Origin of the sequence: Arthrobacter sp. A5 (assembly GCF_051131705.1) — a bacterium.
Classification (GTDB): Bacteria; Actinomycetota; Actinomycetes; order Actinomycetales; family Micrococcaceae; genus Arthrobacter_M.
Genome location: NZ_CP180316.1, coordinates 1,520,997 through 1,547,244, shown reverse-complemented (window position 1 = coordinate 1,547,244; position 26,248 = coordinate 1,520,997). Strand labels below are relative to the sequence as shown.

The 26,248-nt window shown below is 64.0% G+C and carries 24 protein-coding genes and 6 pseudogenes; 18 read left to right on the top strand and 12 right to left on the bottom strand.

Going from position 1 to position 26,248, the window contains the following annotated elements; translation table 11 throughout:
• Nucleotides 1–9: 9 nt before the first annotated feature.
• The 10 genes and pseudogenes from ACLLJI_RS07000 to ACLLJI_RS06955 form a co-directional block, all read left to right on the top strand.
• A pseudogene (locus ACLLJI_RS07000) lies at nt 10–588 on the top strand (cation diffusion facilitator family transporter); the annotation flags it as partial.
• 17 nt (nt 589–605) lie between these two features.
• Nucleotides 606–1,235 carry a cation transporter gene (locus ACLLJI_RS06995; RefSeq protein ID WP_434619550.1) on the top strand — a complete coding sequence of 210 codons (630 nt, stop codon included), beginning with the start codon at nt 606–608 and terminating at the stop codon, nt 1,233–1,235.
• A complete protein-coding gene (locus tag ACLLJI_RS06990) occupies nt 1,232–1,651 on the top strand; it encodes a YkvA family protein (RefSeq protein WP_434619547.1) in 420 nt (139 codons plus the stop codon). Before ACLLJI_RS06995 ends, ACLLJI_RS06990 begins: the two co-directional genes overlap by 4 nt.
• Before the next feature lie 250 nt (nt 1,652–1,901).
• Nucleotides 1,902–2,164, top strand: a pseudogene (locus ACLLJI_RS06985) (helix-turn-helix domain-containing protein); the annotation flags it as partial.
• A gap of 429 nt (nt 2,165–2,593) precedes the next feature.
• Nucleotides 2,594–3,892, top strand: coding sequence for a thiolase family protein (locus ACLLJI_RS06980; protein ID WP_434619544.1), 1,299 nt, complete (start codon nt 2,594–2,596; stop codon nt 3,890–3,892).
• Nucleotides 3,889–6,039: a 3-hydroxyacyl-CoA dehydrogenase NAD-binding domain-containing protein gene (locus tag ACLLJI_RS06975; RefSeq protein ID WP_434619541.1), complete on the top strand. Its 2,151-nt coding sequence runs from the start codon at nt 3,889–3,891 to the stop codon at nt 6,037–6,039. The genes ACLLJI_RS06980 and ACLLJI_RS06975 overlap by 4 nt, the downstream gene beginning before the upstream one ends.
• A gap of 106 nt (nt 6,040–6,145) precedes the next feature.
• Nucleotides 6,146–6,604, top strand: coding sequence for a ubiquinol-cytochrome c reductase iron-sulfur subunit (locus ACLLJI_RS06970; RefSeq protein WP_434619538.1), 459 nt, complete (start codon nt 6,146–6,148; stop codon nt 6,602–6,604).
• A 206-nt stretch (nt 6,605–6,810) separates the two neighbouring features.
• Nucleotides 6,811–9,912 (top strand): 3-phosphoshikimate 1-carboxyvinyltransferase, encoded by a 3,102-nt coding sequence (aroA, locus tag ACLLJI_RS06965; RefSeq protein WP_434619535.1) that lies wholly within the window; start codon nt 6,811–6,813, stop codon nt 9,910–9,912.
• Nucleotides 9,909–11,195, top strand: a complete 1,287-nt coding sequence (locus tag ACLLJI_RS06960; protein ID WP_434619532.1) for an acyl-CoA dehydrogenase family protein — start codon at nt 9,909–9,911, stop codon at nt 11,193–11,195. Before aroA ends, ACLLJI_RS06960 begins: the two co-directional genes overlap by 4 nt.
• Nucleotides 11,192–12,061 carry an SDR family oxidoreductase gene (locus tag ACLLJI_RS06955; RefSeq protein ID WP_434619529.1) on the top strand — a complete coding sequence of 290 codons (870 nt, stop codon included), beginning with the start codon at nt 11,192–11,194 and terminating at the stop codon, nt 12,059–12,061. The genes ACLLJI_RS06960 and ACLLJI_RS06955 overlap by 4 nt, the downstream gene beginning before the upstream one ends.
• 205 nt (nt 12,062–12,266) lie before the next feature.
• Here ACLLJI_RS06955 and ACLLJI_RS06950 read toward each other — a convergent pair whose 3' ends face one another.
• Complete coding sequence (locus tag ACLLJI_RS06950) at nt 12,267–12,554, bottom strand: recombinase family protein (RefSeq protein ID WP_434619526.1); 288 nt, start codon at nt 12,552–12,554, stop codon at nt 12,267–12,269.
• A gap of 165 nt (nt 12,555–12,719) precedes the next feature.
• Here ACLLJI_RS06950 and ACLLJI_RS06945 point away from each other — a divergent pair, with 165 nt between their 5' ends.
• Nucleotides 12,720–12,980, top strand: coding sequence for an ATP-binding protein (locus ACLLJI_RS06945; RefSeq protein ID WP_434619523.1), 261 nt, complete (start codon nt 12,720–12,722; stop codon nt 12,978–12,980).
• A gap of 525 nt (nt 12,981–13,505) precedes the next feature.
• Here the strand turns inward: ACLLJI_RS06945 and ACLLJI_RS06940 are convergent.
• From ACLLJI_RS06940 to ACLLJI_RS06920, 5 genes are all read right to left on the bottom strand, one after another.
• The gene (locus ACLLJI_RS06940; protein ID WP_434619520.1) at nt 13,506–14,756 is read right to left on the bottom strand and encodes an RNA polymerase sigma factor; all 1,251 of its coding nucleotides are present in this window, start codon (nt 14,754–14,756) and stop codon (nt 13,506–13,508) included.
• A gap of 1 nt (nt 14,757) precedes the next feature.
• Nucleotides 14,758–15,111 (bottom strand): YciI family protein, encoded by a 354-nt coding sequence (locus tag ACLLJI_RS06935; RefSeq protein ID WP_434619517.1) that lies wholly within the window; start codon nt 15,109–15,111, stop codon nt 14,758–14,760.
• A gap of 624 nt (nt 15,112–15,735) precedes the next feature.
• Entirely contained in the window at nt 15,736–15,903 is a 168-nt protein-coding gene (locus ACLLJI_RS06930; protein WP_434619514.1) for a hypothetical protein, read from the bottom strand.
• 3 nt (nt 15,904–15,906) lie between these two features.
• Nucleotides 15,907–16,131, bottom strand: coding sequence for a hypothetical protein (locus ACLLJI_RS06925; protein WP_434619511.1), 225 nt, complete (start codon nt 16,129–16,131; stop codon nt 15,907–15,909).
• Between the two features lie 135 nt (nt 16,132–16,266).
• Nucleotides 16,267–16,731, bottom strand: a complete 465-nt coding sequence (locus tag ACLLJI_RS06920; RefSeq protein ID WP_434619509.1) for an SRPBCC domain-containing protein — start codon at nt 16,729–16,731, stop codon at nt 16,267–16,269.
• 128 nt (nt 16,732–16,859) lie between these two features.
• Between ACLLJI_RS06920 and ACLLJI_RS06915 the strand changes: the two are divergent.
• A pseudogene (locus ACLLJI_RS06915) lies at nt 16,860–17,120 on the top strand (phosphomethylpyrimidine synthase ThiC); the annotation flags it as partial.
• A gap of 27 nt (nt 17,121–17,147) precedes the next feature.
• On the opposite strand, the gene ACLLJI_RS06910 reads toward ACLLJI_RS06915, so the two are convergent.
• Nucleotides 17,148–18,578 (bottom strand): glycosyltransferase family 39 protein, encoded by a 1,431-nt coding sequence (locus ACLLJI_RS06910; RefSeq protein ID WP_434621319.1) that lies wholly within the window; start codon nt 18,576–18,578, stop codon nt 17,148–17,150.
• Between the two features lie 405 nt (nt 18,579–18,983).
• Here ACLLJI_RS06910 and ACLLJI_RS06905 point away from each other — a divergent pair.
• Nucleotides 18,984–19,208, top strand: a pseudogene (locus ACLLJI_RS06905) (ISL3 family transposase); the annotation flags it as partial.
• Nucleotides 19,193–19,681 carry a hypothetical protein gene (locus ACLLJI_RS06900; RefSeq protein WP_434619506.1) on the top strand — a complete coding sequence of 163 codons (489 nt, stop codon included), beginning with the start codon at nt 19,193–19,195 and terminating at the stop codon, nt 19,679–19,681. The pseudogene ACLLJI_RS06905 and the gene ACLLJI_RS06900, both read left to right, overlap by 16 nt.
• Nucleotides 19,682–19,854: 173 nt before the next feature.
• Here the strand turns inward: ACLLJI_RS06900 and ACLLJI_RS06895 are convergent.
• From ACLLJI_RS06895 to ACLLJI_RS06875, 5 genes and pseudogenes are all read right to left on the bottom strand, one after another.
• A protein-coding gene (locus tag ACLLJI_RS06895) for an IS3 family transposase (RefSeq protein WP_434612585.1) occupies nt 19,855–21,038 on the bottom strand; the annotation gives its coding sequence in 2 pieces (ribosomal slippage) (nt 19,855–20,798 and nt 20,798–21,038; 1,185 coding nt in all).
• 66 nt (nt 21,039–21,104) lie between these two features.
• Complete coding sequence (locus ACLLJI_RS06890) at nt 21,105–21,239, bottom strand: hypothetical protein (RefSeq protein WP_434619503.1); 135 nt, start codon at nt 21,237–21,239, stop codon at nt 21,105–21,107.
• Nucleotides 21,240–21,670: 431 nt separating this feature from the next.
• Nucleotides 21,671–22,231, bottom strand: a complete 561-nt coding sequence (locus tag ACLLJI_RS06885) for an MFS transporter (RefSeq protein ID WP_434621316.1) — start codon at nt 22,229–22,231, stop codon at nt 21,671–21,673.
• Between the two features lie 280 nt (nt 22,232–22,511).
• A pseudogene (locus ACLLJI_RS06880) lies at nt 22,512–22,934 on the bottom strand (MFS transporter); the annotation flags it as partial.
• A gap of 199 nt (nt 22,935–23,133) precedes the next feature.
• Complete coding sequence (locus ACLLJI_RS06875; RefSeq protein WP_434619500.1) at nt 23,134–23,892, bottom strand: alpha/beta fold hydrolase; 759 nt, start codon at nt 23,890–23,892, stop codon at nt 23,134–23,136.
• Nucleotides 23,893–24,021: 129 nt separating this feature from the next.
• On the opposite strand from ACLLJI_RS06875, the gene ACLLJI_RS06870 reads away from it, so the two are divergent.
• The 4 genes and pseudogenes from ACLLJI_RS06870 (at nt 24,022) to ACLLJI_RS06855 (ending at nt 25,990) form a co-directional block, all read left to right on the top strand.
• The gene (locus ACLLJI_RS06870) at nt 24,022–24,393 is read left to right on the top strand and encodes a YciI family protein (RefSeq protein ID WP_434619497.1); all 372 of its coding nucleotides are present in this window, start codon (nt 24,022–24,024) and stop codon (nt 24,391–24,393) included.
• A pseudogene (locus tag ACLLJI_RS06865) lies at nt 24,393–24,605 on the top strand (sigma factor); the annotation flags it as partial. The gene ACLLJI_RS06870 and the pseudogene ACLLJI_RS06865, both read left to right, overlap by 1 nt.
• 78 nt (nt 24,606–24,683) lie before the next feature.
• A complete protein-coding gene (locus tag ACLLJI_RS06860; protein WP_434621313.1) occupies nt 24,684–25,661 on the top strand; it encodes an RNA polymerase sigma factor in 978 nt (325 codons plus the stop codon).
• A 188-nt stretch (nt 25,662–25,849) separates the two neighbouring features.
• On the top strand, nt 25,850–25,990 hold the full coding sequence (locus tag ACLLJI_RS06855) for a hypothetical protein (RefSeq protein ID WP_434619494.1): 141 nt from the start codon (nt 25,850–25,852) through the stop codon (nt 25,988–25,990).
• Nucleotides 25,991–26,248 lie beyond the last annotated feature (258 nt).

The window sequence follows — 26,248 nt, the reverse complement described above, 5'->3', positions numbered from 1 at the left end:
GGACACCCCCCCCCGGAGGTCGGCTCTTCCCTGATGCTGGTCTTCGGCATCATCGGACTGGCCGGAAACGCGGTAGGGCTGATCATCCTGGCCTCGGGGCGGCACCATAACTTCAACCTCAGGGCCGCGTTCCTGGAAGTCCTCAACGACGCCCTCGGCTCCCTCGCCGTGATCGCTGCCGCCGTCGTGATTGCCCTAACCGGGTGGACCCGCGCCGATGCCCTGGTGTCTGTGCTGATCGGTGTGCTGATCATTCCCCGGACCCTGCGCCTGCTCAAGGACACCGCCGACGTGCTGCTCGAAAGCACGCCCAAGGGCCTGGACCTGACATCGGTCCGGGAACATATCCTGGCGCTGCCGCACGTGATTGATGTCCACGACCTCCATGCCAGCCTCATAGGCTCCGGCACCCCCGTCATCACCGGCCACGTCACCCTCGAAGATGAATGCCTCACGGACGGACACGCCGCCGAAATCCTTGCGGACCTGCAGAAATGCGTGGCGGAGCATTTCGACGTTTCCGTCGAACACTCCACCTTCCAGCTCGAACCGGCTGCGCACCGCGACCAGGAACACATCCCCCATTGACGAAACGGGCTCACTTCATGACCAGTGCCGATCCCACGGCCACCATCACGAGCACCGGCCTGCTGCAGCGCCGCGGGCTGCGCCTGGAATACGCCACGCTCGGCTGGAACGTCATCGGACTCGCGGTCCTGGCCGCCGCCGCCCTCCAGGCCGGCTCCCCTGCCCTGGCCGGCTTCGGCCTGGACTCACTGATCGAGATCTTCGCCTCACTCGTCGTGGTGGTGTGGCAGCTCAAGGGCGTCCACGCGGACCGGGAGGCCCGGGCGATGCGGCTGATCGGGGCCGGTTTCGCCGTCCTCGTCGTCTACCTGATCATCCAGCTCATCGTGGTCTTCGCCACCGGCGGCCGGCCGGGCGTATCACTGCTGGGCATCATCTGGACGGGCCTGACGTTCCTGGTCAAGCTCGCCCTGGCCTGGGGCAAAATCCGCACCGGACAAGCCCTGGGCAACCCGGTACTCACGGCAGAAGGGAAAGTGACCCTGATCGATGCGTGCCTGGCCGGTGCCGTCCTGGCGGGCCTGGTCCTGAACGCCCTCTTCGGGTGGTGGTGGGCGGACCCGCTGGCCGGCGCCGTGATCATCTACTACGCCGCACGGGAAGCACACCACGCCCTCACCCACACCAGCGACGAGACCACCGCATGAACGGGTGGGACGCACTCATCGCCGTCATCGGCGGGATCGTACTGATCTACGCAATCCGGCTGGTCTTCCTGGTCCTCTACGCCCATAAACATCCGGCTACGGTGGGCATGAGAGATGCCCTGCGGCTGCTGCCGGACCTGCTCACCCTGCTGCGCCGGCTCACCGCCGACCGGACGCTGCCGCGTGGAATCCGCGTCCGGCTCGTGCTGCTGCGGATCTACCTCGCCTCGCCCATCGACCTCGTGCCCGATTTCCTGCCCGTCATCGGATACGCCGACGACGCCATCATCACCGCCCTGGTCCTGCGCTCCGTTATCCGCAAAGCCGGCAACGGACCACTGGAACACCACTGGCCCGGCACACCCGCCGGCCTCACCCTGATCCAACGACTGGCCGGAACCACCAGGACCGAATGAGTGGCGCACAGTCCACCACCGCCCGGAGTGGTCCCGCCTGCGGACGTCAGGAGCTCCGGGACCCAACCCTCCACATCGAACCAGCCGCCCACCGCGACCAGGAAAGCATCCTGAAAATCTCGCCTGGGGTGCGGTGACCGCAGGGGCCGGTCCGGAGACTTACATGTCCCGGATCGGCGCCCTGCGGCGTTATTGTCTATTTGGCGGCTCGGGTGCGGCGCCTGGCCAGGACCAGGGCGAGTGCTGCTGCTCACCACTGGCAAACCTCATGCTCTCCGTCGTGGGTGCGTTCGCGGAGTTCGAGCGGGCCCTCATCGGCGAACGCCAGTGGGAAGGGACCGTCCTGGCCAAAAAGCGGGGAGCTTACCGGGGACGCAAGAAGGCGCTGTCCTCCGAGCAGGCGGCAGAACTGGCTGGGGGCGTGCCGCTGCCGGAGAGCCGAAAGCGGTCCTGGCCCGCGATTTCGGCATCAGTCGCGAAACGGTCTACCACTACATTCGCCCGACCGGCTGAAGCCAACAGTGCCGCGGTGCAGCCATTGCGGCTTGCGGGATGCCCGAAAACCGCCAAACCGGACTGTGAAATTGCCACCATTCATGGGCAACGGTCGGACCACGGAGCCCGATACTTCCATCTCAAAATACCTTAGCGTTCAATCCTGTACCGATCCTCCCCCAAGCCCCCATTGAGGCTGTGCGCTCGTGGCCGACGGCACCGAATCCGCGTATTGATCCGCTTGCCCAGCTGCCAGCCGAGCCACTTGCCGACTGCGCGTACCGAAAGTCCCGCGCACCTGGCCGCACCCGGGAGGGCAATACAATTAGGCTCAACGGCTCCGCTTGTCAGCTAAGTTACCGTCTAGTAACATAGGCGGTGACGCCGTCGAACATCACACCGGCAGCATGCAGGACCCTACATCCATGTCCCGATGAGGAGTTACAGGTGAGCCACAACAGGCAAGTAAGGGATGTTGTCTTCGTCGACGGCGTCCGCACACCCTTCGGCAAGGCCGGCGAAAAGGGCATCTACGCCGGCACCCGGGCCGACGACTTGGTGGTCAAATGCATCCGGGAACTGATGCGCCGCAATCCTTCGCTCCCACCCGAACGCGTCGATGAAGTTTCCATTGCCGCCACCACGCAGACCGGCGATCAGGGCCTGACCATCGGGCGCACCGCCGCGCTGCTGGCGGGCCTGCCGAAGTCCGTCCCCGGTTTCGCGATCGACCGGATGTGTGCGGGCGCGATGACCGCGGTGACGACGACGGCGTCGGGCATCGGCTTCGGCGCCTACGACGTCGTCATCGCCGGCGGCGTCGAACACATGGGAAACCATCCCATGGGCTCGGGCGCCGACCCCAATCCGCGGTTCATGTCCGAGCGCCTGGTTGATCCGGCCGCACTGAATATGGGCAACACTGCGGAGAATCTGCATGACCGCTTCCCCGCCATCACCAAGGACCGCACCGATGCCTTCGCCGTCGGAAGCCAGAATAAGCTGGCCAAGGCCTACCAGGACGGCCTGATTCAGCCGGACCTTGTACCCGTCGCGACGCTCAAGCCCGAAAAGGGCTGGGCACTGAACACCGTCGATGAGCCGCCGCGTCCGGGCACCACGGTGGAGGACCTTGCGTCCCTGCGCACCCCCTTCCGTGCCCACGGCCGGGTCACGGCAGGCAATGCCGCGGGCTTGAACGACGGCGCCACGGCAGCCCTGCTGGCCTCGGCCGAGGCTGCGGAGGAACTGGGCCTGAAGGTAAAAATGCGCCTGATCTCCTACGCCTTTGCCGGCGTCGAGCCGGAGGTGATGGGCATCGGCCCCGTCCCAGCGACGGAAAAGGCATTGAAGATGGCCGGCCTGAGCATCGAGGACATCGGGCTTTTCGAAATCAACGAGGCGTTCGCCGTACAGGTGTTGTCCTTTTTGGACCACTTCGGCATCGCCGACGACGATCCGCGCGTCAACCGCTATGGCGGCGCTATCGCCGTCGGGCATCCGCTGGCATCCTCGGGCGTGCGCCTGATGAATCAGTTGGCCAGCCAGTTCGAGCAGGATCACAGCGTCCGCTACGGCATCACCACCATGTGCATCGGCCTGGGCATGGGAGGAACCGTAGTCTGGGAAAACCCGCACTGGGACGGCACGACTTCACAGAACGTCGCGGGCGCAGCGGGCTCGGCCAGCGCAGCAGGCACCGCCAACGCAGCAGGCACGGCCAACGAAAAGGAGCACGCAGCATGAGCGCGCAGGACTACAGCACCCTTACCGGGCTCTTTCCGGATGAAGTGGTCACCCACTCGTATGTGCAGGACGTTCAGCTCCCCGCGGTCAATGGCCGTCCCGGCGCCGGGACCTTTGCCCTGATCACGCTGGACAACGGCCTGGACCACCGTCGGCCCAGCACCCTTGGACCCAACACGCTGGTGGAGCTCAAGGGTGTGCTGGAGGCCCAGCGGGCCCGCGCAGCCGCGGGGGAAATCATCGGCGTCGGCGTCTCCGGCAAGCCGCACTTCCTGGTGGCCGGTGCGGACCTCTCCGCTGTCAAAGGCCTGCACGACCGCGAGTCCGGCGTCTTAATGGCCAGCCTTGGCCACGACGTCTACAACACCCTGAACGATATCGGGGTCCCCAGCTTCGTCTTCATCAACGGCGTCGCCCTCGGCGGCGGGCTGGAAATCGCCCTGAACGCGAATTACCGGACCGTTTCCACCGGTGCCGGCGCCATTGGACTGCCGGAGGCGTTCCTCGGCCTGGTGCCCGGCTGGGGCGGGGTCTACCTGCTCCCCCGGCTGATCGGACCGGCTAACGCCGTCAAGGTGATGATCGAGAACGCGCTGAGCAACAACCGCACCCTCAGCGGCGCAGCCGCGTTCAAACTCGGCATTGCGGATGCCCTCTTCGAACCGGCAGACTTCGTGGAACAGTCCCTCGCGTGGGCCGCCAAGGTCATCACCGGCGAGGTCACGGTGAACCGTCCCAACGCGGTCTCCGAACCGCTCTCGGAAGCCAACAGCGCGGCCTGGGATGCCGCCGTCGCCGGTGCCCGTAAGTTTGTTGAAGACAGGACATCCAACGCCGCCCCCGCTCCGGCACGGGTCATCAACCTGCTGGAAGAGGGCAAGCACTACACCAAGGCCGAGTCCTTTGCCCAGGAAGAGCTCGCGCTCGCGGACCTGATCGGCACGGACGAATTCCGCTCCACCGTCTATGCCTTCCTGGACCTGGTGCAGAAGCGTGGTAAGCGTCCGGCCGGGGCACCGGATGCAAAACTGGCCCGCCCCGTCACCAAGGTGGGTGTGGTGGGTGCCGGCCTGATGGCCAGCCAGCTAGCCCTGCTCTTCGCCCGGCAGCTCAAGGTCCCGGTGATCATGACGGACATCGATCAGGCCCGCGTGGACAAGGGCGTGGGCTACGTGCACACGGAGGTGGACAAGCTGCTGGCCAAGGGCAGGATCTCCCCCGATGCCGCCAACCGGACCAAGGCGCTGGTCTCCGGCTCCGTCTCCAAGGCTGCCTTCGCGGACGTGGACTTTGTCATCGAAGCCGTCTTTGAGGAACTCAGAGTCAAAAAGCAGGTCTTCGCCGAGGTGGAGGCCGTGGTTTCCGAAACCTGCATCCTCGCCACCAACACCTCTTCACTCTCCGTCACCGCGATGGCCGAGGACCTGGCGCACCCCGAGCGGCTGGTGGGCTTCCATTTCTTCAATCCGGTAGCCGTGATGCCGCTGCTGGAAATTGTCCGCGCCCCGAAGACAGACGACGCCGTGCTGGCCAGCGCCTTCGAGACGGCCAAGGCGTTGCGGAAGACGGCGGTCCTGGTCAAGGACGCCGCCGCTTTCGTGGTCAACCGCATTCTGGGCCGGATGTTCGGCGAAATCACTGCCGTCTTCGACGAGGGCACCGATGCGGTCACCGCCGACAATGCGCTGCGCCCGATGGGCCTGCCGATGAGCCCGTTCGGCCTGCTCGCGCTGGTGGGGGTGCCCGTGGGCCAGCATGTGCAGGAATCCCTGCATGCAGCCTTTGGCGATCGCTTCCACGTCTCCGCGAACCAACAGCGGTTGATCGATGCAGGCAAGAAGGGCCTGTGGGAGAAGAACGACGACGGCAGCCAGTTTGTGTCCGAGGAGACGCTGGCGCTGCTGAGCTTCGGCGACACTCCCTCCACCAGCGAAGAAGTGCTCATCCGCACGCAGGATGCCTTGGCCGACGAGATCGGCCGGATGCTCGCCGAGGGCGTGGTGGCCGGATCGGAGGACATCGACCTGTGCGTCATCACCGGCGCCGGCTGGCCGATGCATCTGGGCGGCATCACGCCGTATCTGGACCGGGTGGGGGCGTCCGAGCGCGTCAACGGCAGGCTCTTCCACCCGGAGCTGGCTGCCTGAGCCCTGGCGAATCCGCGGGCCGGCCCCTACCTCAGGGGCCACGGCCGGCGGGCGGGTGGGATTGGGCTGTGGGAAACTTCCCAGTCAGAGCTGGCAGACTGGATCCATGACTTCGAGCGCTCCGCTAAACCGCCGCACCCTGCTGAACCATTCCCTCCTGACGGCAGGTGCCGCCGCTGGCACAATTGCGGCACTGACGGGCTGCTCTCCGCAGCAGGGCGCCCCGGCCGGTGCGCAGATGCCGTCGGCCACTCCCAGTGCCGGCGGAACCCCCGTCCGGGTGGGTCGTTTGGCCGATATCGCCGTCGGCACCACGGGCAGTGCAACAGCCAATGATAAGAACATCGTGCTGTTCCGCCCGGACGATACGTCGGTCCTCGCCTACAGCGCCGTCTGCACGCACGCCGGCTGTACGGTAGCGGCAGCCGGGAAAAAGTTTGACTGCCCCTGTCACGGATCGTCCTTTCAGGCCGCGGACGGGACTGTCATTACCGGACCGGCCCAGCGCCCCCTGGTGCCGCTGCATGCCGCCATTGACGGTGACTGGATCACCGTCACGCTGTAGCTGCCCACGCTGTAGTTGCCTGCGTTGTAACTGCCTCAGGCAACAATTTCCGCAAGATAGCGTCCCGTCCGCCCCGCCGAGATCCAAATCACGTATGCTCACTACCAACGGCCCTGACACAGGGGTCGAAGACTAGTTTCACCACAGGAGAGCAGAACTAGAGACGTTACATTCCGTCGTAAAAATCGTGGAAACGGGTTGGCATCGTGCAATTATCCGTCATTGGTTCCGACGGCCTTATCCGTGGGGACGTCCAGGTCCCGAACTCGAAATATCATGCCCATCGGGCCCTGATCCTCGCCTCGCTGGCTCCCGGCGTCAGCCATATTTCCGGGCTCAGCGACGCCCGTCACGTGGACTATACCGTTTCGCTGCTGCGATCGCTCGGCATCCGAATCGAGATCAGCGGAGATACCTTCATTGTCCACGGCGGCCCGTACCACCCGCGCTCGGACGCAGCCTCCGCCGGCAGTTCGGGCAGCACCTTGTATTTTATGGTGGGACTGGCTTCACTGGCAGACCGCGACGTGACCATCACGGGTCAAAAGTACTTCCAACGCAGACCCGTCGGCCCGTTACTCGCCGCCCTGCGCCAGCTCGGCGTAGACGCCAGCTCCCCCACTGACTGCCCGCCGATCCGGGTCAAAGCCCGCCGTCCCAGCGGCGGCATAGTGCACATCTCCGGAACGCTCTCGCAATGGGTTTCGGGATTGCTCCTGCTCGCTCCGTTCGCTCTGGACGAGAGCACAGTGGTCATCGACGGGCCGCTTAACGAACGCACCTACATTGAGCTCACCGTGCGCATGATGCGCCAATTCGGCCTGCAGGTCGATGTGTCCGCGGACGGCAGGCGTTACACCATCCCGCCCAACCAGGTGCCGCGGCCCACGGATTTGGTCCTGCCGCCGGACATCGGCTCCGCCGCCTTCGGGCTGGCCGTAGGGGCCCTGCACCCGTCGGACATTCTGCTGCGCGGCTTACGCCAAACCAGCTCCAGCGGCACCGACCATCCGGAGTCCGAGCTGCTGGACATCGTGGCCGCGATGGGGCTGCCGATGGAGTACGACAGGCAGGCCGACGGCGTCCGGGTGCGGCACCAGGGCCGGCGGATGGGACCGATGGACGTGGACTGCCGGACGGTGCCGGACATGCTGCCGGTGCTCTCGGTTATGGCGGCCCTGGCCGATGGCGAAAGCGTCTTCCGGCACGTGGAGCACGTCCGGCTGAAGGAGTCAGACCGCGTCGTGGCCATGCTCCAGCTCAACAGCATGGGCGCAGACCTGAACTTTGACGGCAGCAATTTATGCGTCCGCGGCGTTCCACGACTGCATGGCGCCCACCTTTCATCCTTCAACGATCACCGGGTCCTGATGTCCTTGGCCGTCGCGGCAACGGCCGCGGCCGGCAGATCCTCGCTGACCTACCCGAATGCCTACCGGATCTCCTACCCGAAATTCCTGGCCGCCATGCAGACGCTCGGCCTGGATATGGAGGTGGAGCAGGGCTCCGCACGCGGGTCCGTGCTCCGTCATCCCGCCGGACCTGATGCGAAGGAGAGCGCCGCTGCCGAGTCGATGACGGCGTCGGACTGGATCCGGCGCTGGGCCGAGGAGAAACCGCATGCCCTGGCCGTGGTGGATGCCCGGTGGAATACGACGTCGCACCTGAGCTGGGCGGCCCTTGATAACGAGGTTGATCACGCGGCGACCGTCTTCCTCAATCTGGGTGTAGCCGCCGGAGACAGAATCGCGGTCCAGCTGCCGAACTGGCGCCAGTTCGTCGTGATCTCCGCAGCGGCGCTGCGGATCGGGGCAGTCATCGCACCGATCATGCCAATCTTCGGCGACCGTGAAGTCGCCTATGCGCTGCAGCAGTCCGGGGCGAAAGTGCTGTTGGTGGCAGACAATTTCCGCGGCCGCCAGCATGCCAGCGAAATCGCCCGGCTGCTCGACCGCAGCGGCCCCGGCACCGGTGCGGGCACCGGAGCGGATCCCGTCGCGGGCGGCAGTGCGGATGAGGCTACCGACGCCGCCACCACTGCCGGCACCGCCGGGATCCGCGTCGAGCACGTCTTCGTCGTGCACGGCACGGCTGGTGTCCCGCGGCTGATGCCCAACAACACCAATCCCCGGGTGCAATGGTCACCCTGGCATCATGCCTGGGCGTCCGCCGTCGTCGACCGCGCAGCCCTGGACGCGCGCGCGCCAGGTCCGGACGACGCCGCCCAACTGCTGCTGACCTCGGGCACCTCGGGCCGGCCCAAGGGTGTGATCCATACGCACCGGCGGCTTTCCCGGGCTGCCCTGATGGAAGCGCGCCAGCTGGGCCTGGACGCCACCGATTCCATCTATATCCCGTCGCCGCTGGCCCACCAGACGGGTTTCCTCTACGGGATGTGGCTGTCGTTCACTCTGGGCGTCCCGCAGATCCTGCAAAGCGTCTGGGATGCTCCCCGGGCGTTGGACATTCTGCATGATTGGGAAGGAACTTTTGTGCAGGCCGCGACGCCATTTTTGACCGATTTACTGCAGGCCGTGGAAGACGGCGGGACCCGGCCGGAACGCCTGCGTGTCTTCGTGGTGACGGGCGCGGCCGTGCCCCGGGCGCTGGCCGAACGCGCCACCCGCGTGCTCGGTACGGCAGTGTGCGGGGCTTTTGGCACCACCGAGACGGGGCTCGGCGCGCTTACCTCACCGGCGGACCCGCCGTCGAAGGCGTGGGGTACCGATGGCAGGGCGCTGACCGGGGTGCAGCTGCGGATTGTCGACGACGACGGACTGCGGCTGCCGCCGGAAGCGGAGGGGAATCTGGAACTGACCGGCCCCACGGTCTTCGACGGCTACCTGGACCGGCCCGAGCTGGCCGCGGAGACGTTTAGCTCCGATGGCTGGTACCGTACCGGGGATCTGGCCACCATCGATGACGAGGGCTACCTCCGCATCACCGGCCGCGTGCGGGACATCATTAACCGCGGCGGGGAGAAACTTCCGGTCGCAGAGCTCGAACAACTCCTGCACACCCACCCGGCCATTGCCGATGTGGCCATCGTTGCCATGCCCGATGCCCGGCTGGGCGAGCGTGCGTGCGCCTTCGTCCGGCTGGCACCGGGAGCGGAGCTGAGCTTCAGCGGGCTCCAGCGGTTCCTGCAGCACAGCGGCGTGAGCAAACACTACTGGCCCGAGCGGCTCGAACCAATAGACGAGATCCCGCGCAACCCAGTGGGCAAGATCCAAAAATTCGTGCTGCGCGAGCGCGCCGCGCATCTGGTCCCGCAGACGCACACGAAAAGAAGGGCCAGGGAAAAATGACGGTACGGCAGGCTTCCACCTTGGACGGGCGCGGCAGCGCCGTGCCGCAGGAACTATACGACAGTCTCCTGGCGGAGGTCACGGACTGGGTCGAGGGCCCCGGCGAGGCGTGGGCCAGAAGAATCGAGGACAGCGGGACGGTGGAACCGGCCCTGCGCGCCGAGCTCAAGAGCAAGGGCTTCCTGGGCCTGGCGGCACCCGTGGAACTGGGCGGACGCGGACTGAGCTTCACACAGTGGATGGGACTGATGGAGGTCTTCTCCCGGTCCCACGCCTCCATCCGGATGATCGTGCATGTGGTCAACGGCACGTGGCGGTCCATGAATCCGCACGCCAGCGCCGAACAGCGGGAAAAATTCATCGTCCCCTCCGTCGCCGGAGACATCACCGTAGCCTTCACCCTGACCGAACCCGATAACGGAACCGGGGCGGACATCAGCTGCTCCGTCCGCAGGGACGGGGACTTTTACTACCTCACCGGGACCAAGCATCTAATCACGTTCGGCGTGAACTGTGACTATTGGCTGCTCTTCGCCCGAATCGCCGGCAGCAGCGGCTCAGAAGGCACCGTGGCCCTGCTGGTGGACCGCGACGCTGCCGGCGCCACGGTGCAGGACACCTCCAACACCATGGGCGTAAGGGGCACCGATCACGCCCGGCTCACGTTCCGCGATACCCCGGTCCCGGTGTCCCAGCGCCTCGGTGCCGAGGGCGACGGCCTCACGATTGCGTTGGGCGGATTCCTCACGCCGAGCCGGATTTCCGTGGCCATGAGCTGCGTCGGGCTGGCCGAGCGTGCCCAGCAGCTCGCCGTCGGCTATGCCCAGCATCGGGTTACCTTCGGGAAGCCGATTTCGCAGCGGCAGGCCATCGCGTTTCTGCTCGCCGAAAACGCTGCGGACATCGAGGCCGCCCGGGCCCTCGTCATGCACGCGGCTGCCCAGTGGGAAGCCAGTTCCGACCGCGCCCCTGCCCTGTCCTCGATGGCCAAGCTGACCGCCGTCGACATGCTCACCCGGGTGACGGACAAGGCACTGCAGGTTCACGGCGGGCTTGGCTATTGGAAATCGCAACCGATTGAGCGTGTCTACCGGGACGCACGGGCGCAGCGTTTTGAGGAGGGAACCAATGAGATCCAGAAGGCCGTGATCGCCAAGGACCTCCTCTCCCGTGCGGGCCACGGAGCGGACCCGGCCACACCGGACCCGGCGGCACCGGACCCGGCCGCCTCGGTGGGCGCAGCCCACGACGCTGATTCGGGCCTGACGGGGGCAGCCCTGTGACCGCCGGCAGCGCAGCCGGTGCTTCCGGCGATGCAGCCGGCGGTGGAGCCGGCAAATACGCCGGCAAGGTGGCACTGATCACCGGGTCTTCACGCGGGATCGGCCGGGCGCTGGCCCTGCAGCTGGCCGCGGAAGGGGCCAGCGTGGTGATCAACTACCGGAAAAACGCAGACCTGGCCCACGCCGTCGTAGCCGAAGCCAAGGCCGCCGGCGGGGACGGCATCGCCGTCCAGGCGGATGTCGAAAATCCCGACGACATCATCCGGCTCTTCGATGAGGTGGACGCCGCGTACGGGCGGCTGGATTTCTTCATCAACAACGCCGCCGCCTCGGCGTTCAAAAAACTGCTGGACCTCAAGACCCACCACTTGGACCGTTCCTACGCCATGAACGTCCGGCCTTTCGTGCTCGGAGCGCAGGAGGCGGTCAAACTCATGGACCGTGGTGGGCGCATCGTCGCGGTCACCAGCTACGGCAGTCACCGAGGATTCGCCACCTACGCTGCCCTCGGATCCTACAAGGCAGCGGTGGAATCCTTCGTCCGCTACATGGCCGTGGAGTTTGCCGGCTACGGCATCAACGTCAACGGCGTCAACGGAGGACTGATCGATTCGGACTCGCTGGAATACTTCTACAGCATGCCGGGCATGGCCCCGATGGAATCCGTCCTCGCAACAATCCCGCTAGGGCATCCTGGCACCGCGGCGGACATGGCCAATGCCATCGAATTCCTGCTCTCCCCGAATTCCCGTTACATCACCGGGCAGATCCTCGTGGTCGACGGCGGCATGACGGTGGCGGCGGCGCCGTACTACGCGCAAACCACCGATCCAATAAGTCTGCCCGAGCGGCCGACGCGGCACTGAACGGGGGCAGTTCCACGAGCGGAGCGCGGATCGCGGCGAAGGCATTGACCGAAGGCGACTCCGCGGAATATCCACACGCCTGCACCGCTTGTTAGGAGACTGCTGGGCTTCCCCCTTTTGCCGAACCCGCTCGCCGGCCCGATAAACGGTTGAACGGCCAACTGAGAACAATTCGGCCAGCTCATACATGGCGTGCTCGTCAGCGCTATGCAACTTCACGGGATGGGAATCCTGACTGATGGTAGCTCTGGCTGCTTACACGCAGCCGCCCGTTGGCCTTCGCGATCTTCATGCCCTCCCTTGGGCGCGTCCGAATGACGTCTCCTACGAACTCCGCAACCATCGCCCGAACATTGAACAGCAGCATTCCCATGGGATCCGTCGGATCATGCACCGAACCACCGATGCTGAGCTTGATCCCGCGACCGACAAGGTCATCAGCAATTGCGTGGGCGTCCCGGACGGACCGGGCCAACTGGTCCAACTTGGTCACGACAATGTCTAGCAGTGTCCTATATATGGGCACCCCTGCAAGAACCACGGCAGCGTGAGGTTGCGCTGCACCCGAGCACTGCCGCCGCGCTGGCCCACTACACTCGGGTGCGAGACGCGCGCTGCCCGGCGCCTTCCTCGCCGGCATTCTTCATTAGCAGCTTGGGTGCTGCTGGAAGTCGGCGCGGACGCCGCAGAGGGCCTCTACCGCTTGTTGATGCCGCCCTTTATTTACATGGGCGCTGGGTCGTCGGCCATCAGCGAACGTATGGGAACTTCAGTTGGCTTCGACGCCCTCATGCACAGGACCCTCGCCACGGCGACCGTTGACCGGCTCCTGCACCACGCGCACGTCTGTCAGACCTCCAGGGACTCCATCCGGCTCACGCAGGCCCTCGCCGGGAAGGGAGTCACCCCGATGAGCTAACCGATGAAAAACTCCCCGTATGGCCAACGCCGCCAGAATCCTGGTGGGCAGATCTGTTGGCCATACATGGGCAGTTTCCGTGGCCACCAGCGGGCATTCTTGCTGGCCGCCCACGGGCAGAAACTACTGGCCATTGACATGCGCACACGTCCATCAGAGCGCAGACTCCACTACCTTAAATTCCGACAGGTGCAGACGGGGCTCCTCGGTCCTATGAAGTCAGAAACACTTCAGACCGAATTGATTCAACACACTTCAGGTCTGGATCGTGCCGTTGGATTTGAGAACCTGAGTCAGCTTTGGTGGGCACGTTTCCGCCCACTGACACGAACTTGAGAATACGTGTAGATTCCGGCGTACTTTGTCATCAAGTGATGCGCTGAGCTGCTGGTTCGCCTCAAGACGCCGAGTCGAAAATCCGTTGTTTCTTGTCACCTTCCTACGGTGGACTCGGGCCCGAGCGTCGCGCGCTCAGACGTACTCGGTTCTGGTGGTCGGTGCGCTGATCCTCCCAGTAAGTTTCCCCTAAGGTGTTCCCCCCTCCGCACCCAGCCGCGCCGCGCGATCCTTCAGGTAGGCCTTCTCCGTCTCACTCTCGGTGAACTCCGCGGCGGTGAGATAGCCGGATCGGGCGATCTCGTAGTCGCCGAGCAGCTCGATTAGGTGGGCACGAACCACGTGCAGCCGGTGGTTGGAGATGAGGCGGTCGTCGTCCTCTAGCAGGGCGAGCTTGGCGAGGCCAGCATCGGGGCCCTGAACCATCGCGAATGCGACCGCCTGCGCGAGCGAGGCCATGGGGTTGGGGGCGATAGCCTCGAGTACCTCGTAGAGCGCGAGGATCTGGGCCCAGTCGGTCTCGGCGGTGGTGGGGGCCTCCGCGTGCAGTGCGGCAATGGCCGCCTGCACCTGGTACGGGCCGAGCGGCAGGCGTGCGAGGCTGTCGGTGATCAGATCAATGCCTTCGTCGATGAACGCCCGATCCCAGAGCTTCCTGTCCTGTTCGGCCAGCGCGATCAGGGTGCCGTCGGCGCACGTGCGGGCCGCGCGTCGCGAGTCGATGAGCAACATCAGTGCGAGGAGCCCCACCGCCTCACCGTCGTCGGGCACCAGCGCGGCCAGCAGGCGAGCGAGACGGATGCCTTCGGTCGCGAGTTCGCCCCGCTGCAACTCCGGGCCGGAGCTCGCCAGGTACCCCTCATTGAACACAAGGTAGAGCACATGCTCGACCGCGCGGAGCCGATCGCAACGCTCCTCGGCGGGCGGCATCCGAAACGGCTGGCCCGACTGCCTGATCTTCTGTTTCGCGCGCGTGATGCGCTGGGCCATGCTCGCCTCGCTCGCCAGGAACGCCCGCGCGATCTGCGCCGTCGTGAGACCGCCGACCGCACGCAGTGTGAGCGCGACCTGCGAGATCGGCGTCAAAGACGGGTGGCAGCAGAGAAAGAGCAGGGTGAGCGTGTCGTCCTGGCCCGCACTCACCCCCGGATCTGCGGCCTCCAGATCATGCAACGAGAGTTCCGCCGCCTTCGTCTCGCGGCGGACCCGCGCGAGATCAGTGCGCACCTGGTCGATCAGCCGTCGGTACGCAACCGTGATCAACCAGGCTGTTGGGTCCTGCGGGATGCCGTGGGCCGGCCACCTCGAGTATGCGACGAGCATCGCTTCCTGCACCGCGTCCTCGCAGGTCTCGAAATCGCCGCTGCGCCGCACGATAGCGGCGAGCACGTGGGGAGCGGCGTGCTTGAGCACGCGCTCCACCTCCGTGTCGGCATCCATCTCAGTGGCTGGGCTGCGAGGTCATCTGGCGCACCTCGACGAGTCCATACTCGGCCTCGGCGAGGTTGCCAGCGATCTGCGTCGCCCGGTCGATGCCCTGGCACTCAACGATGTAGTACCCGGCGACGATCTCCTTGATCTCTACGAACGGGCCGTCAGTCACCTCGGACACGCCGCCCTTCGTGCGCACGATCTTGGCGTTGTCGACCGGCAGCTCATTGGTGTCAACTAATTCGCCCGAGGCCTTCAACTCCTGCTGGAGCGCCCTGTGCGCGGCCATCAGTGCCCCGAACGAGTCAGCATCCATCGCGTTCCAGCTCTCGAGATTGCCGTAGATCAGGATCATGTATTTCATCTGTCGTGTCCTCACGTCGGGGCGCCCGGTGCGGCACCCATCATACAAAGGTCGGAACCGGTCCCATATTCTCTACATCGCGGGAGCACTTCACCGCATCTGCCAGTTCAGAGCCAGCTCTGAAAATTATGCCGATGTCTGTGTTGGTGCGGGTCAAATGATTGTTGGGCTGACCTGCAGTGACATTTGCGGCCTTTCACCTTCGGTTCTCAATTTTGTGTCACTTTCCTACCACGATTGAGGTTGAAAAGTCGACCTGCGGGCTCAGAACAGTGTCAAGGGCCATTAGAAACTGACCACGGGCGGCCAGCATTTGTGGTCATGTCCCTGCAGAGGACCCCTGTGGCAGCGACGTCAGTGCCAATTGCTGATCTTGACGTCGCGCGGCTCCGGGTTGCCGGTGCCGGACTCGAGAAGCGACTTCAGGCTCATCAGGAGGACGGCCCACTTGGTGCTGCAGTGATGCATGAACTCGGCCGGCTCCTCCAGCCAACGTGGCTGAACAGGACGATGATGTACTCACCTTCCTGCTTGATCTCCCAGTTCACTGTCGTGCCGATCGGCCGGGCCGTCGACGACCTGCCAGATGACGCGCTCTGCCGGTTTGAGCTCGACGACCTGCGCTTAGAAGCCATCGGGCTCGAAGCGAAACTCGATCACTCCGCCGACCTCGACAGATCCCTTCGTGTCGCTGGCCCACCAGCCGGACAGGCCATCGAGTGTGGTCAATACGTCGTAGACCTTGTCCGGAGACGATTCCTTGGCGCCGGTTTTGTGGAGGATATCCACCATGTCCTACTCCTTCGTCTTGTCTTGGTAGGTCTGGTCTTGAGTGCGCTGGATCGCCTCGGCGATCCGCTTGATCCGCCGCAGCCGTGCATCCCAGGCCGTCCTGACCGCGGCCAGCTGGGCCACCGCGCGGGCGAACTGCGTGTCGTCGAGCCGGTAGCGCATCTCGCGACCGGCGGGTGTGACGTGGACCAGGCCGGCACGGTCGAGCACGTCGAGCTTGCGACGCAACCGCTTGACGCGTCACCGGAAGGTGCTCGCTGAGACTCGTGGCTGTTCCCCCGCCATCGGCCAGGAGCAGGTCGAGCATGCGACGACGCGTGGGGTCCCCGATCGCCGACCAGAGGTCGTCGTCCACAGCGACCGTCATGACGACGACACCAGCCGTGCGACGTACTCACCGAGGCGGGGGGATGAAGTAGTCCCAACCCTCGCTGTGCTCCTGGTAGACCTGCTCCAGAACAACAGCCTCCCAGCCCGCTCGCGGAAGCCGATCTCGGTCATCCTCACCCGGGTCCCCTCCCCCGACGGCTCAAGGTCGAAGGTCACCAGCAACGAGTTGCTCGGCCCTGGCACCGCTCGCGCCTCGTAGACCCAGCGGAACGAAAAGCGGCGCGGCGGCTGGGCGTCTACAACCATGATCGTAACGACCAGCGCCTCCTCGGGTGCGGCGCGATGAAAGACGATGCGGCCCGTGGCGCCGGCCGCAGCGTCGATCTCCGCCTCGTCCCGCCACCACTCCTTGAGGTGCTCGGGGCTGCTGAGGACCTCGAAGACACCATCAGGAGAGGCATCCACGTGGATCTCACGCTCGATTCTTCCGTACTCCATGATCGTCCCGCTTTCTGCAACGTTGGTTACAGAAAGCGGTAGTTCATAGAAACCAGACGCGCAACGTTTGGTTTCTCTTCTTGTCCTTCATTTTGCTGAACAGCGGTGACACGAAAAGCGGAAAATGAGACCAGTTGGCCCTCTCCCTGACCCGGGCACGGCGAGGCCTTCCATGACGAGACTCTGCCCCGGAACCGGCCAAGACCGCCCACTTCTGGTCCATGTGCGGGCCGAAGTTCTGCTCCATGCGCATCTCCCAGGAACTCAAGGACCAGTTCTGAGGCGTGTCCGGACAAGAAGCCATCGCCGGAATGGAAGCCAGGTCCACCGACTTCCGCGAATCCGGCGGGAATGTCTACCTGGCCGAACCGGTCCTACCCGGCAACTAGGGGCGGGTTCGGTCAGGGCCGGTCTTACTAGTCGTAGTGCTGGAAGGCGGACCAGATCGTTGTCCAGCTGGCTAACGGTCCGTAGCAGAGGGTGATGGGTTGGTTTTGTTCCTCGTTGTGGACGCCTAGTCCGTTAGCCAGCTTTCCGGTGGTGATGCATGCGCGGAAGTATTGTCGGGTTGAGCGGATTTGGCTTCCGATGACGACGGCGGTCATGGTGTCTGCGGGTGGCGTTGCGTTGTAGTAGAGCTGGTTATGGCCGCTGTAGGGCTGGGGGAGTCCGAGCGCAGGCCCATAGCGGGCGATGGCCCCGGCTTCGCCGTAGTTGCTGGTGATGATGACGGTGCGGCGCGCGGTTGCCGCGGGCAGTCCCTTGTAGACGTCCGCGATCTGCTGGACATAGGTGGGCCAACCGACCTGGTCCGCGGCGACCTGGCTTACGGAGGGTACCGGGCTGGACCCGAGGATGGAAAGCGGCAGCAGGGGCAGCCCCAGCACGGCGGAGATGGCGGCATTCACGGCTACGCCGATAGTCAGGACGGGCCGCCACCAACGCGCTGACCGGCTGATGAATTGCGCCGTCGGGACGCAGCCGGCCGCGAAGAGGACTGACAGCAGGCCTAACGGGTAGTAGAACTGGGAGCCGGCAACGAATGTAAAGACCAGGACGAGCGGGAAGGCGACGGCAACGCAGCGCACCGGGCGCCACCGAGGGCGTCGGAGAAGGGCTGTCAGTCCGGCTATCCAGATGGGGACCAGGGGAGGACCGAGCAGGAGCAGCAGGAAGGGCCACATCTCGATCCGGACCTCACCTGCGTTCTTGCGGGCCAGGGCCGCTCCCATGCTCAGCTGCGGCCAACCATTCAGTGCCTGGTAGATGATGTTGGGAGCGCCAATGATCAGGGCGATCACTGCGGCTCCGGCCACGTGTCTGGACAGCAGGGCCCGCCGCGGGCCCGCGATAAGCAGCCCGACCGCCAAGGCAGCCAGCAGTGCCGCGATGAGCAGCTTGTTGTACATGCTCAGGCCGATGACTGCGCCGACGGCGTACCACCAGCGCGGCTGACTACGCAGCAGGGCCCGGATGACCAACAATGTCACGGCCGGCCAGACCAGCAGGTCGATGGTGGAGGTGAGCATGACATGGCCCATCAGCAGGGGGAACGCTGCGAAGGCATACGCCCAGGCGCACAGTCCCTGCGCGCCCCGGTCTCCGCCGAGTTCGCGTGTGATCAGGGCGAGCATCAGGACCCAGGCCGTGGCAGCCATGGTGGCCGGAATCCGGATCGCCCACGCCTCATCGGCGACGAACGTGCTGAAGAGGTGCACCAGCAGCGGCGTCAGCGGGGGTTGGTCAACATAGCCCCAGGCCGGGGCCAGCATCCGGAAATACAACTCGTCCCGGTGGTAACCGTAACCCGCGCTGAACAGAGTCAGCAGCACGGCGACGGCGGCCATCGCCGACAATACCGGACCCCTCGCCAGCGGCGGCAGCGCGGAACACCGGTGCTGATCAAGGCAACCAGTCACCATGCCCACGCGCTGCCACAATTTTCCTCGTCGCGCCCGCAAACGCCGCCTCGAATTTCCATGTCCCCAAGGTATTCGGAATATTCGCCGCCATCAAACACCATGCCACATCATGAACCGGCGCCGAAGACAAAGCCCAAGATGCAAAACTTGACCATCACGTTCTCAACGCACCCCGTCCTCGATTGCCAAAAAACGGGCTATTCCGGATTGAGAGTGTAGTCAGTGCCGCGGTGTGAGGAGCCTGGGGTTGGCAAGTTGTTTCATCTGAGGTGAGGACCTTGGGAGAGAATCGGATTGTCTAGATCGTGATTCCTCTACCGCAGGGCCCTCGTGTTCCACGCTACCTTTCAATGCCCTGACCTGACCACATTCTGCCGCCTCGATGGGCTCGGGCTCGAGGTGACCGGGCAGTATCTGCGCCCCGATCGTGCCGTCCTGGCCTGCCGCGTCACCGAAGCGGATGACTGGTGTTCGCGGTGCGGGTGCCAACGTGTCCCACGGGATACGGTGACCCGTCGGCTGGGCCACGAACCGTTCGGGTGGCGTCCGACCACATCCTCGCGCACATGACCATGGCGGCCCGCTACGACGCTCCGGCATTCATGCAGGAGTTGGCCGCGGCCGGAAACGACTTCGACGTGTTGTCTGAGACGGTGGCCCGCCGCGACGGGAACTTGCCCTTCGCACGGCTGCTGGCCGATCTGCGCAGCGACACTATGGCTGTCTGGGCCCCACCCGGGGGTGGGGCGATGGGTGCGCTCAGCCACGTCATCATCCACGGCCTCGACATAACCACCGCCATCGGTCTGTCACGCACCGCCACCGACGAGGCGACTCAGATCGTGCTCGCCCTCATACGGACGGCGTCGCGAACCACTTCGGCACTGCCCCGTCTGGGCGGCTGCTGCGGGCGACCGGACTGGCGGTTCGGCGAAGGCGAGCCGATCAACGCCTCGGCCGCCGACCTGGTTCTCGCCCTCGCCGGGCGCCCGCGCCCCGGCCTCGACCCGCTGACGCCCGAAAACTGATTCCATGGTGTCCTGTATCGGCGAGATGGTCCTCGACCGTCCCGATCCCCAAACCTCAGCAAGTCCTGGCCTGCTGTGCTTGGCTGGCAAGTGGTACACCGCCTTCACCGGCGGTTCGAAACGGCGGATTGAGCTGCCGCGAGGAATTCGGACAGCGGAATTGGTGGATTCTTCTACGCTGCAAGGGCTGGCTGTTGATAACCATAGTGGACTTCATTAGGGCGTCGGTAATCGAGCGCGGAGTGTCGGCGCCGACTATTGTAAAACCCCTCAATATAGCGGATCACGTCGCTGCGGGCTTGTGATTTCGTCGCGTAAACGGTCCGGTAGACACGCTCGTTCTTGAGCATCGAGAAGAAGGATTCCGCCATACTGTTATCCCAACACACGCCCGTGCGGCCCATCGATGAGCGCATCCCCAAGCCGGTCACCAAGGCCCGAAACCCGGCCGAGGTATACACGCTGCCGCGGTCGGAATGCCAGATCGCGTCCGGCTCTATCAGGGTCGTTGCGGCGGCGTTGTTAAGGGCGTCGGCGACGAGTTCGGTGCGCATGTGATCGGCGATGGACCAGCCGACGACCTTCTTGGAGTAGCAGTCAATGACGGTGGCCAGGTAGATGAACCCTTGCCAGGTGTGGATGTAGGTGATGTCGCCGACAAACTTCACCCCGGGGCGAGTGGCGGTGAAGTCACGGTTGACGAGGTCGGGCATGTTGGCCGCAGCCAAGGCGTCGGCCTCGGTCGTGACCCGGAATGGCCGGGGTTGGCAGGCCACAAGGCCCTCCTGGCCCATGAGCTGCCGCACAAGTTCGGGTGAACATTCAGTCTGCTCCGCGGCGAGGTCGGCGTGGATCCGACGATACCCGTAGGTGCCTTCAGACTCCTCGAAATAGTGTTGGATCCGCGCTATCAGGGCCTTCCGGCGAGTGGCAGTCGCCGATTGCGGGCGCGTCAGCCAGTGGTAGAAGCCGGACGTCGAGACGCCTAACCAGCGGCACATCTTCACGACCGAATTCAGGTTGGCGGGCTCAGTTTTTTGGGAGTCGATGTATTCGTACTTGCTCACTACCGCTGCTCCCGCGCGAAGTAAGCGGCCGCTTTTTTTAAGAAGAGAGTCTCGGCTCGAAGCTCCTGATTTTCCCTCTCGAGCTCCTTCAAGCGAGCCCGTTCCGGCAACGTCAGGTCCGTCTCGGTGCCCCCGTTGGCCTCACGGTATTTGTTCAGCCAGTTGCGCAGAGTCTCGGGGCCGACACCGTAAGCGGTGGCAACATCCCTGATGGGTCTGGACGTGTTGATCACCTCACGACACAACTCGTCTTTGAACTCCTGGGTGAAACGCCGGCGTGCTGCAGTCATGCTGATCTCTACTTTCAGTAGACCCCCATTTTAAGAGGGCCCACTGTCCGAAAACTCCACAGCAGCTCAGATCCAGTCCAGCACGACCGCGGGGTCCGAATCCTTCTTCATCTGCACGAGCTCGCCAGTTTCCGGAGTCAGCGCACAACCAACAACGGATGCGGCGTCAACATCGAGCCCAATGAACGTATGCTCAAACATAGCCGGGACCTCCCAATGCTCACATGTGGCACTACCAATGCAACTCTCCCAAGGCCGAGACGCCAAGAGGTTGTTCACTGGCAACCCACGAAACCTGTGAAACAGAAGGCCCCGGCCCCTCATCGGCCCCGGCCCAGTCCCTGCCCGTTCCGGATAAAGGACATCTCCGCCGGGGCCAAAGGCCTCGCCGCGCCGCCTCCGGCAAGAAGACAAGGCACCGGGATCAAGCCGGCGCTGCGGGACCGCCCGGCGAAAATGGCCGCTCCGGACGGGCAGGAAACTGAACCACCCCCTACCTCATATCGTCTAAAACACTCTCCAAAAAGCCCGGGGCTAGACCATAATTGGTGTCCACGCTTTCGATCACGTCGTTCCCTGGTTAACGAGATTTCTGCCCGGGCCTCTGCGAGTCATCACGGGACTGTGATTGATTAAGCTCGTTTTGACCGTTCCCGCAACAGTGTGAGGCTTACGGGGATTCCAGAGGCGGCTAGGGTGGCGGCAACAGCGAAGGCCAATGCCGCCCCGGACATTGGGTTTGCGGGGGTCAGATTTCCCGAGGCGACTGCAACGCTGGAGCAGATCGCGACGCCAAGGGCGGAACCAATCGAGAAGGACGTGTCGAAAAGGCCTGAAGCGACCCCCGACTGCGTTTCGAGCACGCCGGTCAGCGCGGAGATTTGCGAGCCAACCATGGCTCCACCCAATCCCGCCCCGAAGACGAAAAGGGCGGGGACAAGTAGCCAGTCCAGTCCAGTCGACGAGATTGCGGCCAAGCTAAGGCACGCGACAGCGAGTAAACCCATGCCGAGGGCTGCGAGATTTCGCAGCCTGATGCGCCGCACAATTCTTTGTGCACACATTCCTCCGACGATGGAGGTGACAGTCATGACGGTTGTGACGAGACCGAATTCGATCGCGGACCATTTTAGCGAGAGTTGCGCGTAAGCGGTCAGGGTGATGAGCATGCCGTCGACTACGATGCCGGCAATGAGGACTCCGAGGTCCTCCGATGATCATCCGGGACCGCAGCAGTCCGTGCGGAATGAGTGGCTCTGCGGCGGCGCGTTCAATCCGCGTGAGGAGGATGGCAAGAACCAGAACGACCAGGCACAGTCCTCCTGTGGACCAGCTCAGAATCCCGGTGGTAGGGATTTCGGTAATCACGAAGACCAGTAGTGCGAGGGTGGTGGTCAATATCACGCCGCTCGCGAGGCCGAACGCATGACCGTTTTTCGGCTCGCGATTCGGTTTGAGCAGGAGCGGGACAGCAATAATGACAAGGCAGCCAACCGGGATATTGATCCAGAACACCCAGTGCCATCCGACCGTGTCGGTGAGCGCACCGCCGAGGCCAGCCCAGATCCCGAGGGTTTTGTTCCGTTCGGGTCCCTCCGGGAACAGGTTCACAACCATGGACAGCGCGGCTGGAGCGATTATCGCGGTCGACATCCCCTGCACCGCGCGGGCGGCGATGAGGAATTCTGACGATGTCGCCACGCCACACGCCAGAGCGGCGAATATTCGAATGCCCATTCCGATGATCAGCATTCGCCGCCTTCCCCAACGGTCAGCGGCCCTGCCGAACACGAGAAGGGGACCGCTGAATGCGATCGCGTACGCGGTAACTGTCCATTGGGTCGCCTGAGGTGACAAACCGAGTTCGAGTTTGATTGACGGGATGGCGGACAGCATGCTCGTGGCATCGAGGATTGTCATCAGGAAGGCTGTCCCCAACAGAGCCAAACTCCACCAGCGGTGACTGGTCGGTGTCCGGGACAACAGCGGCGAAAGTGAAGTCACGACTTTGACCATTCTCATCGGATCTGATGCGGGCGCCCTGGGAAGGCCGCCCCGGCGTGATGGGGGGTCCCGGGCGGGCAGCTGGAGTTGATTACTGCTTGAAGAAATCGACAAGTACCGGCACTATGACCTCATGCGCGACCGGGTGCCCCTGGCCAGGTATTGCTTCGATGCGGGCACCGGCAATTGCTGTTGCGACGGCGGTCGCAGATTTTAGCGCCCAAGCCGGGCTTTCCCCGCCATAGAACGCGACGGTGTCGGCGGCGATGTGAGCGAACCTTTGAGCGGGGACGGTGGCATCCCGGGTTAGGGCGAGATCGTAAGGCAGCGTATCGGCGAGGGCAATCAGTGTCGGCCAAAATGGTGCGTACTTCCACTCTTCGTCGAACGGGGCACCCGTGTTGCGCATCCAGTCAGCGACGGCGTCATCGCGCCGTCCCTCTGCAAGAAGCTTGTCGAGGTGTTCGGCGAACCCGGGCTTTGCTTCGGTGCAGAATGGAGGCTCATACACGGCAACTTTTGTGAACCCGGGGGTGTCCTCGGCGGCATACAGCGCGAGAATTCCGCCACTCGAGTGCCCATAGAGGTATGCCGTTCCGCCCGCGGCGTCGAGGACTGCATGGAGGTCTTCAACTTCGCGATCAACAGAATATGGTGCCGTGTTTCCGCTGTCGCCGCGGCCGCGCCTGTCGTAGCTGTAGACGGTGAAACCGTCCTGGAGTTGTGAAACGAGAGTATCGATGGACCGCCGGCTGCACAGGGCGCCCACGGTCAGAACTAGAGCGGGGCCCGTTCCCGTCTGTTCGCAGGCGATCGGTGTTCCGTCGGTAGAACGTACTGTTTCGACCATGGTCTTCTTCCTTCTTCTGTGCAGGGTTGCGGGAGCCGCTCGTTCGGCCCTATTACGCAGTTGTCGAAACCACCCGCCCAGTTTCGACTTAAACGTGACACCATTTTCGAAGAAGCTAAAGGAGTTCCCATGAAATTCATCATCCTGATTCACAGCAACCCCGAGTTCCGGCAGATCTGGGAGACCCTCTCAGAAGCGCAGCAGGTCCAGTTCGGTCGCGACCACTTGTCCGTTACTGCCGATATTGATGAAGCTGGTGAATTGATCACCTCAGAGGGTCTCGCCGACCCGGCGACGGCACGGACGGTGTCCACGCGGGGCGGCCTGCTCTCCGTTACAGACGGCCCTTACTCCGAGGTCAAGGAGCAGGTCGTTGGGTTCTACTTGGTGGACTGCGTCAATATGGATCGAGCCATCGAATATGCTGCCCGGATCCCTGATGCCGCGTATGGCGCAGTCGAAGTTCGCGCGGTGGCAGATCTGAAGTTCTTGGACATCTGATGTCGGAGCAGCTCACGGTCGAGCTAATGCGCGAAGCCGCGCCAAGAGTGTTGAGCACGCTTCTTCGTAGATATCGCGATTTCGATTCCTGTGAAGACGCCGTACAAGAGGCGCTCCTTGCCGCATCCCTGGAATGGTCAAGGGGTCGCATGCCGAACAACCCCTATGGATGGCTGCTCACCGTTGCGTCTCGTCGGCTCATCGAAATCTGGCGGAATGACAGCTCAAGGCGCCGGCGGGAAAGGGCGGTCTCGGCTGGGTTAGCACTCCGGGCAGGAGGGATCTCCGGGGTGGATGACACGCTCGACCTCCTATTCCTCTGCTGCCATCCCGCGTTGAACTCCTTGGCACAAGTAGCGCTCACGTTGCGCGCCGTTGGTGGACTCACTACAGCAGAGATCGCACGCGCCTTCCTGGTTCCAGATGCGACGATGGCGCAACGTATCAGCCGGGCGAAGCAACGGATCCGCGCAAACGGTTCCCGATTCGTGATTCCGTCAGGAACCCGGTCCGAGAGAATCCCCGTGGTGCTGCATGTCGTTTATCTGATCTTCACAGAAGGCCACACGGCCAGTTCTGGGAATCAGGTTTACCGGATCGATCTGACCAGCGAAGCGATCCGTCTTGCGCGGCAGCTTCGCTCCCTTCTGCCGGAAGACGGTGAAGTCACCGGGCTGCTGGCGCTGATGCTCCTCACCGACGCTCGTCAGGGAGGGCGCAGCCCGGACGGGAGTGCCCTTGTTCCGCTTGCCGAACAGGACAGGAGTCTGTGGGATGCGGCTGCCATTGCCGAAGGAGTCGCCTTGATCAGCGCGAGCCTGTCGAACAAGGCTCTAGGTCCATACCAGATTCAAGCCGCGATCGCCGCGGTCCATGACGAGGCCGCCCATGCCGACGATACAGACTGGGCTGAGATCGTCGAGCTGTACGACCTGCTGATGGTTCTCTCGCCTGGCCCAACGGTCGCCCTCAACCGGATTGTCGCACTGGCGATGACAAGCGGTCCCGCAGCCGGCCTGCGGACTCTTAATTGCGTCGAGACGCAATACGGTTTGTCAGAGCTACATCGGGTCGACGCCGTGCGCGCGCACCTGTTTGAAATGGTGGGGGACGTTCAGGCGGCGCAGGAGCATTACCGAAACGCCGCACAGCGCACGTCGAACGTCCCCGAGCAGCGCTACCTTAATGCCAAGGCGCGGACATTGGCGGCTTCGTTGACTCGTAAACCGCCCCTATCCGGGGAAGCCCAAAGCGACGCCAAGCCATAGGAGATATGCACACTCCGGCCCGTGACATCGGCAAAGGAACAACGTTTCAGAGACTTCACCGCTGCTTCTTTGGGACCCGGACGGGTCCTCGTGTTCCCCCTACTTGACCCGTGGATAGCGCATCCTCGCAGGTGAAAGGCCAGTTGTCCCGAGACGAACGTATGCCACTTCCAAATGAATGGCTGACCATGACCAGCAATACCCTGCTCGCCCGGTCCGCGATCGACCGGCTCGCCAAGGCGCCCACACCCTCGTCATCGAAGGACCCTCATGGCGCCAACGCAACGTCCGGGCTGCCATTGACGAAAACCGGAGGCCCGGAATGCTAAATAACATTCCAGAGTGGTCCCGTATCGCTGGCAAGCGACGCCGGACAGCTCCACGGTAGCAGGGCTCGTGGTTTCTGCTTCGCTTCCACCTGCTGTCCCTCGCCGGAAACGGCCCCGGGGCGCCGGTTCCACGGCAGCATGAGCCGCCCTTGGGAATTCTCGTCGAGGTGCGCCGTATCGTCCCGGCTCTTGGTACCTGTGGTGGGGCAAAGTGATGCTGACATGACTCGGACCCGGTGACCAGGAGCATCCGTAGCC

Coding starts and splice junctions, on each gene's coding strand:
- ACLLJI_RS06995 (WP_434619550.1), top strand. CDS start 606: ATGACCAGTGCCGATCCCACGGCCACCATCACGAGCACCGGCCTGCTG.
- ACLLJI_RS06990 (WP_434619547.1), top strand. CDS start 1,232: ATGAACGGGTGGGACGCACTCATCGCCGTCATCGGCGGGATCGTACTG.
- ACLLJI_RS06975 (WP_434619541.1), top strand. CDS start 3,889: ATGAGCGCGCAGGACTACAGCACCCTTACCGGGCTCTTTCCGGATGAA.
- ACLLJI_RS06970 (WP_434619538.1), top strand. CDS start 6,146: ATGACTTCGAGCGCTCCGCTAAACCGCCGCACCCTGCTGAACCATTCC.
- ACLLJI_RS06960 (WP_434619532.1), top strand. CDS start 9,909: ATGACGGTACGGCAGGCTTCCACCTTGGACGGGCGCGGCAGCGCCGTG.
- ACLLJI_RS06940 (WP_434619520.1), bottom strand. CDS start 14,756: ATGGATGCCGACACGGAGGTGGAGCGCGTGCTCAAGCACGCCGCTCCC.
- ACLLJI_RS06935 (WP_434619517.1), bottom strand. CDS start 15,111: ATGAAATACATGATCCTGATCTACGGCAATCTCGAGAGCTGGAACGCG.
- ACLLJI_RS06930 (WP_434619514.1), bottom strand. CDS start 15,903: ATGGTGGATATCCTCCACAAAACCGGCGCCAAGGAATCGTCTCCGGAC.
- ACLLJI_RS06920 (WP_434619509.1), bottom strand. CDS start 16,731: ATGGAGTACGGAAGAATCGAGCGTGAGATCCACGTGGATGCCTCTCCT.
- ACLLJI_RS06910 (WP_434621319.1), bottom strand. CDS start 18,578: ATGGCCGCCGTCGCCGTGCTGCTGACTCTGTTCAGCGCGGGTTACGGT.
- ACLLJI_RS06890 (WP_434619503.1), bottom strand. CDS start 21,239: ATGTTTGAGCATACGTTCATTGGGCTCGATGTTGACGCCGCATCCGTT.
- ACLLJI_RS06875 (WP_434619500.1), bottom strand. CDS start 23,892: ATGGTCGAAACAGTACGTTCTACCGACGGAACACCGATCGCCTGCGAA.
- ACLLJI_RS06870 (WP_434619497.1), top strand. CDS start 24,022: ATGAAATTCATCATCCTGATTCACAGCAACCCCGAGTTCCGGCAGATC.
- ACLLJI_RS06855 (WP_434619494.1), top strand. CDS start 25,850: ATGACCAGCAATACCCTGCTCGCCCGGTCCGCGATCGACCGGCTCGCC.